Annotated in this window: 16 protein-coding genes; 12 read left to right on the top strand and 4 right to left on the bottom strand. The window is 44.0% G+C overall.

The features are described from left to right. Positions 1-55: 55 nt before the first annotated feature. Both pdhC and lpdA read left to right on the top strand, forming a co-directional pair. Positions 56-1,384 carry a pyruvate dehydrogenase complex dihydrolipoyllysine-residue acetyltransferase gene (gene pdhC / locus J7E26_RS06030; protein ID WP_061522032.1) on the top strand — a complete coding sequence of 443 codons (1,329 nt, stop codon included), beginning with the start codon at positions 56-58 and terminating at the stop codon, positions 1,382-1,384. A gap of 4 nt (positions 1,385-1,388) precedes the next feature. Continuing rightward, a complete protein-coding gene (gene lpdA / locus J7E26_RS06025) occupies positions 1,389-2,801 on the top strand; it encodes a dihydrolipoyl dehydrogenase (RefSeq protein WP_214799563.1) in 1,413 nt (470 codons plus the stop codon). 47 nt (positions 2,802-2,848) lie between these two features. Here lpdA and J7E26_RS06020 read toward each other — a convergent pair whose 3' ends face one another. Then, entirely contained in the window at positions 2,849-3,223 is a 375-nt protein-coding gene (locus J7E26_RS06020; RefSeq protein ID WP_214799561.1) for a hypothetical protein, read from the bottom strand. 245 nt (positions 3,224-3,468) lie between these two features. On the opposite strand from J7E26_RS06020, the gene J7E26_RS06015 reads away from it, so the two are divergent. Continuing rightward, positions 3,469-4,269 carry a polysaccharide deacetylase family protein gene (locus J7E26_RS06015; RefSeq protein ID WP_214799559.1) on the top strand — a complete coding sequence of 267 codons (801 nt, stop codon included), beginning with the start codon at positions 3,469-3,471 and terminating at the stop codon, positions 4,267-4,269. 113 nt (positions 4,270-4,382) lie between these two features. Continuing rightward, positions 4,383-4,502: a GapA-binding peptide SR1P gene (locus J7E26_RS06010; protein ID WP_003154518.1), complete on the top strand. Its 120-nt coding sequence runs from the start codon at positions 4,383-4,385 to the stop codon at positions 4,500-4,502. A gap of 50 nt (positions 4,503-4,552) precedes the next feature. Here the strand turns inward: J7E26_RS06010 and J7E26_RS06005 are convergent, their stop codons facing one another. After that, positions 4,553-6,025 (bottom strand): aminotransferase class I/II-fold pyridoxal phosphate-dependent enzyme, encoded by a 1,473-nt coding sequence (locus tag J7E26_RS06005; RefSeq protein ID WP_214799557.1) that lies wholly within the window; start codon positions 6,023-6,025, stop codon positions 4,553-4,555. 179 nt (positions 6,026-6,204) lie between these two features. Here J7E26_RS06005 and J7E26_RS06000 point away from each other — a divergent pair, with 179 nt between their 5' ends. Continuing rightward, positions 6,205-6,471 carry a UPF0223 family protein gene (locus tag J7E26_RS06000; RefSeq protein WP_214799555.1) on the top strand — a complete coding sequence of 89 codons (267 nt, stop codon included), beginning with the start codon at positions 6,205-6,207 and terminating at the stop codon, positions 6,469-6,471. 34 nt (positions 6,472-6,505) lie between these two features. On the opposite strand, the gene J7E26_RS05995 is transcribed toward J7E26_RS06000, so the two are convergent. Continuing rightward, positions 6,506-7,138 (bottom strand): DUF1054 domain-containing protein, encoded by a 633-nt coding sequence (locus J7E26_RS05995; RefSeq protein WP_214799554.1) that lies wholly within the window; start codon positions 7,136-7,138, stop codon positions 6,506-6,508. A gap of 234 nt (positions 7,139-7,372) precedes the next feature. On the opposite strand from J7E26_RS05995, the gene J7E26_RS05990 reads away from it, so the two are divergent. The 3 genes from J7E26_RS05990 (at position 7,373) to J7E26_RS05980 (ending at position 8,931) form a co-directional block, all read left to right on the top strand. Then, positions 7,373-7,561 (top strand): hypothetical protein, encoded by a 189-nt coding sequence (locus J7E26_RS05990; RefSeq protein ID WP_214799552.1) that lies wholly within the window; start codon positions 7,373-7,375, stop codon positions 7,559-7,561. Between the two features lie 133 nt (positions 7,562-7,694). Further along, a complete protein-coding gene (gene suhB, locus J7E26_RS05985) occupies positions 7,695-8,492 on the top strand; it encodes an inositol monophosphatase family protein (protein ID WP_214799551.1) in 798 nt (265 codons plus the stop codon). Further along, positions 8,479-8,931, top strand: a complete 453-nt coding sequence (locus J7E26_RS05980) for a GNAT family N-acetyltransferase (protein WP_214799549.1) — start codon at positions 8,479-8,481, stop codon at positions 8,929-8,931. Before suhB ends, J7E26_RS05980 begins: the two co-directional genes overlap by 14 nt. 99 nt (positions 8,932-9,030) lie before the next feature. On the opposite strand, the gene J7E26_RS05975 is transcribed toward J7E26_RS05980, so the two are convergent. Continuing rightward, positions 9,031-10,596 carry a M4 family metallopeptidase gene (locus tag J7E26_RS05975; RefSeq protein WP_214799547.1) on the bottom strand — a complete coding sequence of 522 codons (1,566 nt, stop codon included), beginning with the start codon at positions 10,594-10,596 and terminating at the stop codon, positions 9,031-9,033. 322 nt (positions 10,597-10,918) lie between these two features. On the opposite strand from J7E26_RS05975, the gene J7E26_RS05970 reads away from it, so the two are divergent. From J7E26_RS05970 to J7E26_RS05955, 4 genes are read left to right on the top strand one after another with little or no spacing between them, the layout of a single operon-like run. Further along, complete coding sequence (locus J7E26_RS05970) at positions 10,919-12,856, top strand: hypothetical protein (RefSeq protein WP_214799545.1); 1,938 nt, start codon at positions 10,919-10,921, stop codon at positions 12,854-12,856. Further along, positions 12,846-13,115, top strand: coding sequence for a hypothetical protein (locus J7E26_RS05965; RefSeq protein WP_214799544.1), 270 nt, complete (start codon positions 12,846-12,848; stop codon positions 13,113-13,115). The genes J7E26_RS05970 and J7E26_RS05965 overlap by 11 nt, the downstream gene beginning before the upstream one ends. After that, complete coding sequence (locus tag J7E26_RS05960; RefSeq protein ID WP_214799542.1) at positions 13,116-13,637, top strand: sigma-70 family RNA polymerase sigma factor; 522 nt, start codon at positions 13,116-13,118, stop codon at positions 13,635-13,637. Next, positions 13,634-13,927, top strand: a complete 294-nt coding sequence (locus J7E26_RS05955) for an anti-sigma factor family protein (RefSeq protein ID WP_214799540.1) — start codon at positions 13,634-13,636, stop codon at positions 13,925-13,927. The genes J7E26_RS05960 and J7E26_RS05955 overlap by 4 nt, the downstream gene beginning before the upstream one ends. Positions 13,928-13,951 lie beyond the last annotated feature (24 nt).

The following is a 13,951-nucleotide window of genomic DNA, read 5'->3' as shown; positions in this document are numbered from 1 at the left end:
AATGCTTGCGTATGTATAACTAAAATTTGCTTAATCAACTAGGAGGTCGAAAACTGTGGCATTTGAATTTAAACTTCCAGATATCGGAGAAGGTATCCACGAAGGTGAAATCGTTAAGTGGTTTGTCAAGCCGAACGACGAGGTAGAAGAAGACGATGTACTGGCTGAAGTGCAAAATGATAAAGCAGTGGTAGAAATTCCTTCACCTGTCAAAGGAAAAGTATTAGAATTAAAAGTTGAAGAGGGAACAGTTGCAACTGTTGGACAAACGATTATTACGTTTGACGCACCTGGTTACGAAGATCTTCAATTCAAAGGAAGCGACGAGTCCGGCGACGCAAAAACTGAAGCGCAAGTTCAGTCATCTGCTGAAGCGGGACAAGATGTTGCGAAAGAAGAGCGCGCTGCCGAGCCGGCAAAAGAAACCGGCGCAGGACAGCAGGACCAAGCGGAAGCTGATCCGAACAAACGCGTAATCGCTATGCCTTCCGTACGTAAATATGCGCGTGAAAAGGGCGTTGATATCCGTAAAGTAACGGGTTCAGGAAATAACGGACGCGTTGTAAAAGAAGATATCGACAGTTTTGCAAATGGCGGAGCGGCTCAAGAGGCGGCGCCTCAAGAAACTGCTGCACCTCAGGAAACAGCAAAACCTGCAGCGGTTCAAGCTCCTGAAGGCGAATTCCCGGAAACTCGTGAAAAAATGAGCGGTATCCGTAAAGCGATTGCAAAAGCAATGGTGAACTCTAAGCATACTGCACCGCACGTAACTCTAATGGATGAAGTTGACGTAACAAATCTTGTTGCACACCGCAAACAGTTCAAACAAGTTGCTGCTGATCAAGGCATTAAGCTGACATACTTGCCTTACGTCGTAAAAGCTTTAACATCCGCGCTCAAAAAATTCCCTGTTTTAAACACATCTATTGATGATAAAACAGATGAAGTCGTTCAAAAACACTACTTCAACATCGGAATCGCTGCGGATACTGAAAAAGGCTTGCTAGTGCCGGTAGTGAAAAATGCCGATCGTAAAGCCGTTTTCGAAATCTCTGATGAAATCAACAGCCTTGCTACAAAAGCGCGTGAAGGCAAGCTTGCACCTGCGGAAATGAAAGGCGCTTCTTGCACAATCACAAATATCGGTTCTGCCGGCGGCCAATGGTTTACTCCGGTCATTAACCATCCAGAGGTTGCGATTCTCGGTATCGGCCGCATCGCTGAAAAAGCGATTGTCCGCGACGGTGAAATTGTAGCTGCTCCTGTCTTAGCTCTTTCTCTCAGCTTCGACCACCGTATGATCGACGGAGCAACTGCACAAAATGCGTTAAATCACATCAAGCGTTTACTGAACGATCCACAACTTATTTTAATGGAGGCGTAATGTTATGGTAGTAGGAGATTTCCCTATTGAAACAGATACTCTTGTGATTGGTGCGGGACCTGGCGGCTATGTGGCTGCCATCCGCGCCGCTCAGCTTGGACAAAAAGTAACAGTCGTTGAAAAAGCAACTCTTGGAGGCGTTTGTCTGAACGTCGGCTGTATTCCTTCAAAAGCGCTCATCAATGCAGGCCATCGTTATGAGAACGCAAAACACTCAGATGACATGGGAATCACTGCTGAGAACGTAACAGTTGATTTTACAAAAGTCCAAGAATGGAAAGCTTCTGTTGTAAATAAACTCACTGGCGGTGTTGCAGGTCTCCTGAAAGGAAATAAAGTAGACGTCGTCAAAGGCGAAGCTTATTTCGTAGACAGCAACTCTGTCCGTGTGATGGATGAGAACTCTGCGCAAACATATACGTTTAAAAACGCGATTCTTGCTACCGGTTCTCGCCCTATCGAATTGCCAAACTTCAAATATAGCGAACGCGTTCTGAATTCTACAGGCGCACTTGCGCTTAAAGAAATTCCTAAAAAGCTTGTTGTCATCGGCGGCGGATATATCGGTACTGAGCTTGGAACAGCGTATGCAAACTTCGGAACTGAACTTGTTATTTTAGAAGGCGGAGACGAAATTCTTCCTGGCTTCGAAAAACAAATGAGTTCTCTTGTAAAACGCAACTTAAAGAAAAAAGGCAACGTTGAAATTCATACAAGCGCTATGGCAAAAGGTGTCGAAGAAAAAGCTGACGGCGTAACAGTTACATTTGAAGTAAAAGGTGAAGAAAAAACGGTTGATGCTGATTACGTATTAATCACTGTCGGCCGCCGTCCAAATACTGATGAGCTCGGTCTTGAGCAAGTCGGTATTGAGATGACTGACCGCGGCGTAGTCAAAACTGACAAGCAATGCCGTACAAACGTGCCGAACATTTACGCAATCGGTGATATCATCGATGGACCTCCATTGGCTCACAAAGCGTCTTACGAAGGTAAAATCGCTGCGGAAGCTATCGCCGGAGAGCCTGCTGAAATCGATTACCTCGGTATTCCAGCCGTTGTATTCTCTGAGCCTGAACTGGCTTCTGTCGGTTACACTGAAGCACAGGCGAAAGAAGAAGGTCTTGAAGTGGTTGCTTCTAAATTCCCGTTTGCTGCAAACGGACGTGCGCTTTCTCTTAACGAAACTGACGGCTTCATGAAGCTGATCACTCGTAAAGAAGACGGACTTGTTATCGGTGCGCAAATTGCCGGTGCGAGTGCTTCTGACATGATTTCTGAATTGAGCTTGGCGATCGAAGGCGGAATGACTGCTGAAGATATCGCAATGACAATCCACGCTCACCCGACATTGGGCGAAATCACAATGGAAGCGGCGGAAGTGGCCATCGGAAGCCCGATCCATATCGTAAAATAATAACGTAATACAAGAAACAGCCTCCGTGTCATAACGGGGGCTGTTTTTTATTGTGCCAGCACATGCTGCATAGGTTTTATAATATCTTCTTTTTTCTTAACCGATCCTTCTATCTTCATGACGACATGGCTATGGTTGATGACCATAAGAGCCGGGAACGTATTGATTTCTTTTTCCCATCCTTTTCTGTTGTCATATACCTTCATTTGATCTACATGATGAGGATATTTCTTCTCCAAATCAAGGATCGCATCGTAATAGGGCACTTCTTTATCTATATGGTTTTCATCGGAAAAAAACAAGATTTGAGTGTGATGAATGCTGTCGATCCGGTTTTTTTTGAATGGACTGACCGTAGAAACCGAACAGCTTGACAAAACAAACAACATCAAAAAAAAGGGAATCACCATGCGGTAGCGCATCTATCTTTCTCCTCTGTTTTATATTGTAATGGAATATCCGTTAACAAGGACTATGTAAAGTGTATCACGAGACCTGAGAAAGCTAAGGCTTGTTACTTAATTGTTATATAATTGAAACCGTTTTTAATGAAGAAATAATACGGGTGACAAGATCCGTTCACAATGCGTAATAAAGGCACATTATTCATCGTGAAACTGCTGTTTTTTCGTTATACTGTGGGCAAAACCAAGCAGGAGGGATTCTTATGTATAAAGCAATTGCAGCTGTCATGTGTGTTTTCTTCCTCGTCAGCTGCCAATCAAATCAGGAGCCGGAATCAAGCAAAACCCATTCGCATGCCGCTGCCGGTAAAACGGAACAGACAACCAGCAAGGAAAAAACAGATAAGCCGGTAAAGCAAAAGGCTGAGGCCCGCTATCAAATCAATCCGAAAACCTTTGCGGTTGAAAGACTGGATGAACAGAAAGACAAAAAACCGATTGCGCTGTTAACCATTGATGACGCGCCGGACCGGCATGCGGCTGACATCGCCGACAAGCTGCACGACCTTCATGCATCAGCGATTTTTTTTGTGAACGGACAATTTCTAAAAAAAGATGAAAATAAAAAAGCACTTCAGCATATTCATGATTTAGGCTTTATGATCGGAAATCATACGATGACCCATCAAAATTTAAAAAATCTTTCAGAACAAAAACAGCGGGAAGAAATTGTCGGCGTCAACAAAGCCGTTGAGAAGGTAATCGGGGAAAAGCCTGCATTTTTCAGAGCGCCCTTCGGAAGCAACACGGATTACAGTGACAGGCTCATCCAAAAAGAAGGTATGGTGAAAACGAATTGGACCTTCGGATATGACTGGGACCAGAAATATCAATCAAAAAAAGCGCTCACTGACATTACTCTAAACAGCCCTTATTTACAGGACGGCGCTAATATCCTCATGCATGATCGGAAGTGGACGGATGAAGCGATACCGGGCATTGTGAAAGGACTCCGGGATAAAGGATATACCATTATCGATCCAAAAGCGATCAAGAGGCCGTAAAAAATAAATGTGTTATACAGTTTAGTGGTTGACATATTAAATGTGACATAATAATATAATAACAACAAATAAAAATTAAGCGTTTTCAAATTCTGAGAAATGGGGAATGAGAGATGGGAACGATTGTTTGCCAAGACTGTAACGAAGCCATTCATTACTTTGAGGATGAGAAGGTGACAACGTTATACGGAACATGCTGCGGACAATGCCAGTGTCATCTTGAAGAAGAGTAAAAAATATAAAAAAAGCCCGAAACATCTTGTGTTTCGGGCTTTTTCATGCCTTATTGGATGGCCTTTTGTTCTTTAATGACACGAATCATTTCAAGCGTCGCGTCTTCAGGGCCTTGAACGGGAAGGCCGGCATCAAGGTTTTTGAAAATGTAGCTGATGTTTTCTTCTGTAATGATTTCACCAGGGATAAAAATCGGTATTCCCGGCGGATACACCATAACAAATTCCGCAATAATCCGTCCCGCCGATTCTATCAAAGGGACGATTTCCGTATTGGCGTAAAATGCGTCACGGGGTGTCATCGCTAAAAGCGGAATTTCAGGAAGCAGAACCTCCGTTTGCTTATGAGCAAATTCATTGGCTGAGGCCCGCTTTGAAATCTCGGCAAGCGCGTTTACAAGACGGTCAGCATCATCAGCTCTGTCGCCCGGAGTGAAAATACATAAAATGTTATACAAATCGGACAGTTCGACTTCGATATTATATGATTCGCGGAGCCATTTTTCAACGTCATGACCCGTCAGGCCGAGATTTTTGACAGAGATGATTAATTTGGTCGGATCATAACTGAACGCAGCCTTAGAGCCCGTTATCTCTTCTCCGACACAGCGAATGCCTTCAATTTGGTTCAGGCGTTCCCGTGTTTGATTTGCCAGGATAATCGTATCTTCCAGAAGCTTTCGGCCTTCTGTTGCCAGCCGTTTTCTCGCGACGTCTAATGAAGCGAGAAGCAAGTAGGAAGTTGATGTTGTTGTCAGCATGCTTAAAATCGATTGCACCCTGTCTTTAGACACAAGGCCTTCCCTTACATTTAAAATAGAGCTTTGCGTCAAAGAACCGCCTAATTTGTGAACGCTTGTGGCTGCCATATCAGCGCCTGCCTGCATGGCGGACAGAGGGAGCTGATCATGGAAGTGAATATGCACGCCGTGCGCTTCATCCACAAGGACCGGGACGCTGTAAGAATGCGCGAGCTTCACAATGCTGCTTAAGTCGGCTGCGACGCCGAAATAAGTCGGATTAATGACAAGAAGCCCTTTGGCGTCAGGGTGCTCAGTCAAGGCGCGCTCGGCTGATTCGAGTGTGATGCCGTGAGAGATGCCAAGCTCGTCATCAATTTCCGGGTGTATAAAAATAGGCACCGCTCCGGAAAATACAATAGCTGTCATAATTGATTTATGGACATTTCTCGGGATGATGATTTTATCTCCAGGTCCGCAAACCGCCATGACCATCGTCATTATGGCGCCGCTCGTTCCTTGTACGGAAAAGAAAGTGTGGTCTGCGCCGAATGCCTCAGCGGCCAGTTCCTGCGCTTCTTTAATAATCCCTTTTGGCGCATGTAAATCATCAAGAGGTTCAATGTTAATTAAATCTATGCTTAACGCGTTTTCTCCGATAAATTGTCTGAATTCTGGGTCCATCCCTGCGCCTTTTTTGTGGCCCGGAATGTGGAATTGGACAGGCTGTCTGTTCGCGTGCTTTTTCAGTCCGGTGTACAGGGGTGTTTCTTGTTGCGGCAATTGTTTTCCCACCTTTGTCATAATACCTACGCAATTAGTGTGTATTACATTCAGTTTATTACCCGTTTTTTAAACGTAAAACAAATGAATTATATTATGAACTTGAAAGAATGTAAAGAACAATTTATGATCTATGGAAGATGCTTTTTTTGAGCAGGATAATGAAGGAGTGAAGAGATTTGGAATATCAATATCCGATGAACGAGGACTGGACGACAGAAGAGGCTGTGGATGTAATTGCCTTTTTTCAGCAGGTGGAAAATGCCTATGAAAAAGGTGCGGACCGTGACAAATTGCTGCAGGCGTACCGCCGCTTCAAAGAAATTGTTCCGGGAAAAGCGGAGGAAAAGAAGATTTGCGGCCAATTTGAGACAGACAGCACATATTCTCCGTACAGGACTGTGAAACAGGCAAAAGAATCAGATCAAGCGGTTATTAAGATGTAAATAAAAGCGAGCCGGAAACGGCCCGCTTTTTATGTTATGAGACTTTCTGCGTCAGAGTGTATAAAAACGAAAGCTTATGAAAGGCATCTTCAATCGTTTGCAGAAATTCTTGGTTGTTCATATTAATAACCTCGTCTTTCGGAAGCTGAATGCCGCATAAAAGCTCGGCTTTTTTTACTGTCTGCAGACGTTCAAATAATGTTTTCAGCTGCTCATGATCCATTTCTGACTGCTTGTACGCAGCAGGCTTCGTATGATCCGGCGACCAGACAAAGTGAGGCGGGATTTGCTTTGTGACCTCTTCCTGCTTCGCTTCAAGCAATTTGCCGTACTCCTCTTTTATCGGAGACTCATAAATGATGGCGAACCATACAAACATATGGGTGTCCCATAAACCGATTTGAAAGTGGGGAAGTTTTTTGTAGCCCCTTTTGCTGCTGGCAAAGGCGACCCAGCTGTCAGCCGGCGGGTTGACCGATCTTCTGGCGTGCTTGGCGACGTGCGGAAACATTTCGTCCCCGGTCAATGCCGACAATGTCGGGGCAAAATGCTCGCCTAAAAGGGTCAGCTTCGGCCGGACCTGTTCCTTTAACACCTCCATGCGCGCATCTAAACCTTCTATTGTAAATGTATCAAAGTCTTCATTTGTAAAACGCATCTGTGTCATGTTTTTCCTCCTTATAATAAGTATTCATATTTTACCACAGTTGCTTTTCCCGGCAAAAACATTGAGAACGTTTGAAGAGAGGGGAAATGTGGTAAAAAGCGAATAGGTAAACACACAATTTTCAGAATGATGTTACAGCCGAATATAAGTTTCCATACGATATAAGAAGTATTCATAAATGATTTGGAATGGGATGCTTTTTTAACAAATGATCTCTGGAAGGGGCGAAAGACAATGAGGCAAGTGGTGAAGGAAGGGTTCAGAGAGGAAAAAAATAACCGTGTAGCTGTCTGGAGACTAGAGGTTGATTATGAATTGGCAACCCTGTACGAGGCATTGCAAAAAGAAAATGAAGACCAAATTGATCTCAGCAAAAGGAAATTAGAGCGTCTCAGAAAAGAATGGATTCGTCTTAACGGATAAAGAATAGTAAAAACGAACCGCCGGAATGGTTCGTTTTTACGTGAGAAGACATATTTTTCATTTTCCTTGCTTTTTAATCGCTTTTATCAGTATGCTATAGAGTAAAGCTATACATAGAAAAGAGGTACACGGTATGACAAATTGGACGGAAATTGATGAAATCGCAAAAAAATGGGTGAGAGAAGCAGGAAGCAGAATCAAACAATCCATGCAGGAAAAATTGACGATCGAAACAAAATCAAATCCGAATGATTTAGTCACGAATATTGATAAAGAGACAGAACGCTTTTTCATTGACCGTATACAGCAAACCTTTCCGGGCCACCGCATTCTCGGGGAAGAAGGGCAGGGGGATAAGCTGCACTCCCTTGAAGGCGTTGTCTGGATTATCGATCCGATTGACGGGACGATGAATTTTATCCACCAGCAGCGGCATTTTGCGATCTCAATCGGCATTTTTGAAAACGGAAAAGGGAAAATCGGGTTGATTTATGATGTCATGCAGGATGAGCTGTACCACGCATTCAGCGGAGAGGGCGCTTATATGAATGACACGGCGCTGCCTTCTTTGCGGGAAGTGTCGATTGAAGAAGCGATTATTGCAGTGAATGCCACTTGGGTGACGGAGAACAGAAGAATTGACCCGGGCATTTTAGCGCCGCTTGTGAAACGGGTGAGAGGGACACGCTCTTACGGCTCTGCGGCACTGGAGCTGGCAAGTGTCGCGGCAGGACGCATCGACGCATACATTACCATGAGGCTCGCTCCGTGGGATTACGCTGCAGGCTGTATTTTGCTGAACGAAGTCGGAGGCATTTATACAACAATTGAAGGGGAGCCCTTCACGTTTTTAGACAACCACAGCGTGCTTGCGGGAAATCCGGCGATACATAAAATCATTTTTGACGACTATTTGCATGCTGACAAGTAGAGATTTTGAAGAGGCGGATCTCAGCTTCTTGGAGCAATTAGCAGAAGCCCATCCCGTGTGGAAAAAAGAGGAGCTTGGAACAAAAGATGCTGCGAGCTTTATGCTTACGTACTCCATGTATAACGGAACATGGCTCGTATGGGAGGATGATGGGATTCCGGCCGCCGTCAGCTTTCATTTGGAATGGGCGCCCTCAAACGGTAAGCCGTGGCTTGGAACCGTGGCGGTACGTCCCGAAGCAGAGCATAAAGGATTTGCCCGCGCGATGATAGAAAAGATTGCAAGCAGGCTGAAAGCGGAAAATAAAGCTATGTTTGCAGCCGTTCCGGTTGACAGGCAGGAATGGGTTCTGTTTTTAAGCCAATGCGGCTTTGAGCAGCTGAAACTTGAAAAAGACGACCGGGAAAATACGTATATAATTTTGGTAAAACCATTGTGAAAAGCCGCCGTGTAAAACCGGCGGCTTTTTTTATTGACAGCTGTAAGAACGTTTTTCAATATGACAAAAAGAGACCGGATATTTCCGGTCTCCTTATAATTACAATCCGACTGCATTCCATGCAGCTTCTACGCTGGCAGCGTCTTGAGAACCGTAAAGGTCACGCGCTGATTGAATTAAAGCCGCTTTTGCATCTTTAAAACTGGAAGAAGGAGTGAGGTATACCGTTAATGCACGATAGTAAATTTGCTCCGCCTTTTTCACGCCGATTTTTGTAATCGTATTGTACGCAGCTTTATTCGGAATTCCGCTGTTTGTATGAACGCCGCCGTAGTCGCCGTCATCGTTGTTCGGAAGGTTTTGGTAATTTCTGTAATGGTCAGGCTGACCGTATTTTGTCGGATTTGATAAGCTGCGGAGAGCCGGCTGGCTGACCGTAATATCTTCACCGATATCCCAGTCCTCAGTATCATTAAAGTATCCAAATACATCAGAGAAGGATTCATTTAAAGCGCCCGGCTGATTTTCATAATTCAGGTTTGCTGTTTCCTGTGTGACGCCGTGCGTCATTTCATGAGCGGTTACGTCCATTGAGCCGGAAAGAGGAGAGAAGAATGAACCGTCACCGTCACCATAAATCATTTGATCGCCGATCCATGCGGCGTTATTGTATCTGCTGCCAAAGTGAACGGACGATACGATTTTGCCGCCTCTATTATCATAGCTGTTGCGTTTAAAAGTCTGATAGAAATAATCATACACTTTGCCGAGATTGTAATGTGCATCAACGGCAGCGCGCTGAGAAGAAGTCGTGAATTGGTTTGTGCTGCTTGATACTAACGTACCCGGCAGGTTAGATTGGCGATTTTGCAGATCATACGTAATAATTTGTGTTCCGGTTGGTTTAGAAAGATCGCGTAATACATATTTTCCGCCTTCAGATGAAATATTTAATGATACCGATTTTCCTTTAAGAGTTGTACCTGTTCCGGTTACAGCGGCATGCTCGACTTTATTTTGCTTTTTCAAGATTTTACCCGTTTCTGCATCAACGGTTACTTCCCAGTTTGCCGGTTCCGGGTCGATGTAGCGGATGGTTACATCATAGGCGAGGCGGTATTTTCCGTCTTTTGTGGCAGCTGCTTTCAGCTCAGCTTTGTTTTTATTTGCAACATTTCCGTTAGAAACGGCTTCAGGTGATTTGCCGATTGCTTTAAAAGCGTGATCCAGCGCCTGGTTTGCGGACAATTTTTTGCTGTTCGCTGTTTCAGCAGAAGATTCGTTGTTTAATTCTCCGTTAATCGCATATACATTGTTGGATTTATCGACGTGAATAATGACCTGAGAGTCTTTAACAGGCACACCATTAACGACAGGCACATAGCGGAAGTGCTTATAGCCGAGGTCATCTGTTGTATGGTCAATCAGTTTCAGTCTTTCAGATGGGTTGCCTTTAAACACCTTGCCGTTTTGTTTCAAGTATTGCTTGATCGCTTTATCACTGACAGAAGGTAATTCAGATTGCACCAATGAGTGCTTCGGCACAAAATTTGTCAGGTTTTCTTTAAGCTGAGGATTTTCAGCAGCCTGAACACCTGGCAAACTGATTGTTAAACTCATAAATGAAGCAGCGACAGCAACAGACAATTTCTTACCTAAACCCACAATAAATCCCCCTTTTTGAAAATAATGAAAACTTATATTGTTATAATAAACCAGTAATCTCACACTCTGCAATAAAAAAATAGGTTTGAAAGATGAATTGATAGAATTGTCCTGTGTAAGCTTCTGTTGGAAGATGTCGGGAGATAAGCCGAGAGGCACGTGTTGATGTAGACATGAGTCGAATGACGCGATTTAGAATAAGAAAAATGACAAATGGAAGCAGAAAAAATGATAGGGGAAAAATTTTATTATCATTGAAACTTTTTTCAGTGCGGGTTGTCTAACCGGGTAAGGCCTTAATAAATGTAAAGGATTGTTACAGATGTCAGACACTTTCAGCCATTTTATTTTGCACTTCGACAGGTACTTTATTTTAAGCAGGCAGAGCGTTTTTATCATTCAGTGGTCAGCCGCTTGCCTTGCCGTTTTATACGCACTTACCTTCCATCCGAAAATCAGCCGACAGGCGATGATGTTTTACGCCGGGTTTCTGCTGCGTGCCATTTTACTGACGGGCATTACAATTGAACTGATTCATCAGGTGCGGATCACTCATTTTACAGCGGGGTATTTGACGTCACAGGGCAGTGAGCTCCTTCCGATTCTCCATCTCTTAATGTATGGGTATGTGCTGCTTACAGCCTTTCACTATATGCTTTTGCCTCAAGAGCAGAAGGGCAAGGGAATATTTTATACCTTTGATCTCACTGTCGTAACGATGCCCGTTATTCAGGTGATCTTCAGTTTTTTCTCCTATTGGAGACACAACCCTGAATACATATCAAAAACAGAAATTTATGAAGCGCTTTGTTTTGCGGTGATTATTTTATTGCTCTTGATTTCTATGAATTTCTTATTCTTTAAGATGTACTGGAAGCCGAAAGCCGTCTTTATCGGTTTGTTTTATGCGGCGGTGATCGGGCTTATGGTTTTCGTGCTCGTCCCGTATCCTGACGACACTACAAAAGATTACGGCAGGCTTTTTCTGTATACAACCTATTTAACGATGGCGGGTTTTTTGATGAGCCATCATTTGTTTCACAGGTCAAAAAGAATAAGCTGCCGGGTGAAAACAGCCCTTGCGGCAGCGATTGCCGTTTGTTTTATTGTCTTTTTAAACCCGCTGTACAATGCCGGGGATGCTGCTTTTGCCATTTCGAAGCCGATTGCAGCTGATTCTGTTGATTATGTCGGTGAGCATATCACCTCAGAAAAAGCGGAACAGATTGTAACGTCATTTTTTCCGGCAAAAGAACCGATTTACTTAGCAGGGACCGATCAGGATCTGCATTATTTTTATCGTTTTAAAACAAAAGATTATGAAGCAGATGTGGATGAAGTCTCACAAATGATACAAGATTACAACTGCCTGAAGAAACCGGAAGGCCGTATATTGACAGAGAAAGAATATCGCAAAAAGTCATTGGAGTTTTTATCTGCGCACGGCCGGAAGCTTGATACAGATCGCATCAAAACGAAAGTAAGGAAAGAAAATCAGCAGATTGTGGTGGAGATTATACCGAAAAAAATGGACATTCATCATGAGCAGCGGGGTGCTGTGTTTTATTGGGAAAAGGAAACCATCATGAGCTTTTCTGAAAACCCGTCAATCTATAAGCTTGAGTCCTTGCCGCAGGTGCACATGTCTCAAAAAGAGATCATCAATAAAACAAAAGCCGTCTCTCGTACGCTGCAAATGTCTGATCAGGCTTTTGATATTACAAATATAAACATCAACAGCGTGATTGGCAGCAGTTTGACGGTTACTGCGAAAAACGGTGCGGAGCTGGAGTTTGATACAGAATCCGGGCGTCTTTTCAAGATTAGGCTCCCAGATGGAAAATCGTCTCTTACAAAGGCCGAGCTTCAAAAAAAGCTTTTCTCATTGCTGGGCGCTGACATGTCAGAGCTTAAGCAAGATAACAAATTGAAAGACGGTTTCGTGTTTCAGGATGCCGGCGGAAAGCACACGATTACACTGCAAAATGATGAGGGGATTACAGAGGTATCTTTAGATGATCGGGGGATGGCTAAAACATTTCCACACACATACGAAGAGGGAAAAAAAGCATTTCGCAAGGCAGCCGCAAAATATAACGGTGTCATCTACAAAAAGCGGGTGAAGCCTGTCACAGCGGCGAAAGACGGTGTGAGATATGATGCGTGGCTTGTGATCATTCAGCCGTTCGGTTCAAACCGCCATGATGCCTATGTGGTAAATGCGGACACTTATAAGGCGGTGAACCTTTATGAACAATAAAGAAAAAAAGTCTGTTTTTCTCGATTTATATGAACTTTATGAGGAAGGAGAGCTTGAGGGCGGCACACTTCAGTGGATGAAGGAACATGAACCGTTGTTCGGAACCGAAGCGGAAAACGCGAAAAAGCAGCATGAGGATGTGATGAAGACGCCGGCGGATGATGCCAGCCAGATCAAATATATGAAACGCTGTGCGTACGTATTATATAGCTTCTTTATCGCGCTCTCGATCTGGATGACAGTGTGGTTTTATTTTTAAATGAAAAACAAGATGTCGATTGAACAGTTATACCGTGAACATTATCAAGATATTATGTATTACTTGTACAGAAGGACGCATGATGCTGAAACCGCTAAGGATCTCGCCCAGGACACGTTTATGAAAGCATTTAACGGGCTTGAGTCGTTTAAAGGCCATTCTTCTATCCGGACATGGCTCTATGCCATTGCCCATCATACATTTATCAATTGGTACAGGCGGGACAGAAAATATCAATTTTCAGTTATCAGCCTGAATGAAGGGCTTCAGCAAACGACATATGAACTGCCGGAACAATACATAAGCCGGACAGACAGGCATGAGGCATTAACCCGGCAGATTCTGCGTTTGAAAAGCGATCAGCAAACCGTTTTGATTTTAAGAGAATTTCAAGAGCTGTCTTATGAAGAGATTGCTGATATTTTGGGTTGGAGCCTTTCAAAGGTGAAAAGCACGCTCCACAGAGCAAGGCTGCAGCTGAAACAGCAATTAGCGGAGCAGAGGAAGGACGGACAGATATGACTTGCTGTTTAGTGAGAGATTTGCTCCCTTTATATATAGAAGGTGATTGCAAAAAAGAGACGGAACGGTTTATAGCCCGCCATCTTGAGGAATGTGAGGAGTGCGGGAGGTTGCATCGTTTGATGAAGGAACCGCTTGAGCTTGATGCCGTCAGGATAACAGAACCCGCCTGTTACGAGGAGGAAGAAAGGCGGTTCAGACAGAAATATTACGGCGTTTTGCTGACAAAAGCCGCCTGCTTGTTCGGCGCGGTGTTCCTGATCATGCTGCTTGTCAATCTGCTGCTGTAAAAAAGCGCCCGGCTAATTGCCGGG

The organism is Bacillus sp. ISL-51 (genome assembly GCF_018613535.1).
Classification (GTDB): domain Bacteria; phylum Bacillota; class Bacilli; order Bacillales; family Bacillaceae; genus Bacillus.
The sequence above is the reverse complement of the archived record's forward strand: the minus strand, read 5'-3'. Positions and strand labels throughout refer to the sequence as shown.

What these genes read in the sequence shown, in the direction of transcription:
- lpdA (WP_214799563.1), top strand. Translation starts at nt 1,389, where the DNA reads ATGGTAGTAGGAGATTTCCCTATTGAAACAGATACTCTTGTGATTGGT.
- J7E26_RS06020 (WP_214799561.1), bottom strand. Translation starts at nt 3,223, where the DNA reads ATGCGCTACCGCATGGTGATTCCCTTTTTTTTGATGTTGTTTGTTTTG.
- J7E26_RS06015 (WP_214799559.1), top strand. Translation starts at nt 3,469, where the DNA reads ATGTATAAAGCAATTGCAGCTGTCATGTGTGTTTTCTTCCTCGTCAGC.
- J7E26_RS06010 (WP_003154518.1), top strand. Translation starts at nt 4,383, where the DNA reads ATGGGAACGATTGTTTGCCAAGACTGTAACGAAGCCATTCATTACTTT.
- J7E26_RS05995 (WP_214799554.1), bottom strand. Translation starts at nt 7,138, where the DNA reads ATGACACAGATGCGTTTTACAAATGAAGACTTTGATACATTTACAATA.
- J7E26_RS05990 (WP_214799552.1), top strand. Translation starts at nt 7,373, where the DNA reads ATGAGGCAAGTGGTGAAGGAAGGGTTCAGAGAGGAAAAAAATAACCGT.
- suhB (WP_214799551.1), top strand. Translation starts at nt 7,695, where the DNA reads ATGACAAATTGGACGGAAATTGATGAAATCGCAAAAAAATGGGTGAGA.
- J7E26_RS05980 (WP_214799549.1), top strand. Translation starts at nt 8,479, where the DNA reads ATGCTGACAAGTAGAGATTTTGAAGAGGCGGATCTCAGCTTCTTGGAG.
- J7E26_RS05970 (WP_214799545.1), top strand. Translation starts at nt 10,919, where the DNA reads ATGTCAGACACTTTCAGCCATTTTATTTTGCACTTCGACAGGTACTTT.
- J7E26_RS05965 (WP_214799544.1), top strand. Translation starts at nt 12,846, where the DNA reads ATGAACAATAAAGAAAAAAAGTCTGTTTTTCTCGATTTATATGAACTT.
- J7E26_RS05960 (WP_214799542.1), top strand. Translation starts at nt 13,116, where the DNA reads ATGAAAAACAAGATGTCGATTGAACAGTTATACCGTGAACATTATCAA.
- J7E26_RS05955 (WP_214799540.1), top strand. Translation starts at nt 13,634, where the DNA reads ATGACTTGCTGTTTAGTGAGAGATTTGCTCCCTTTATATATAGAAGGT.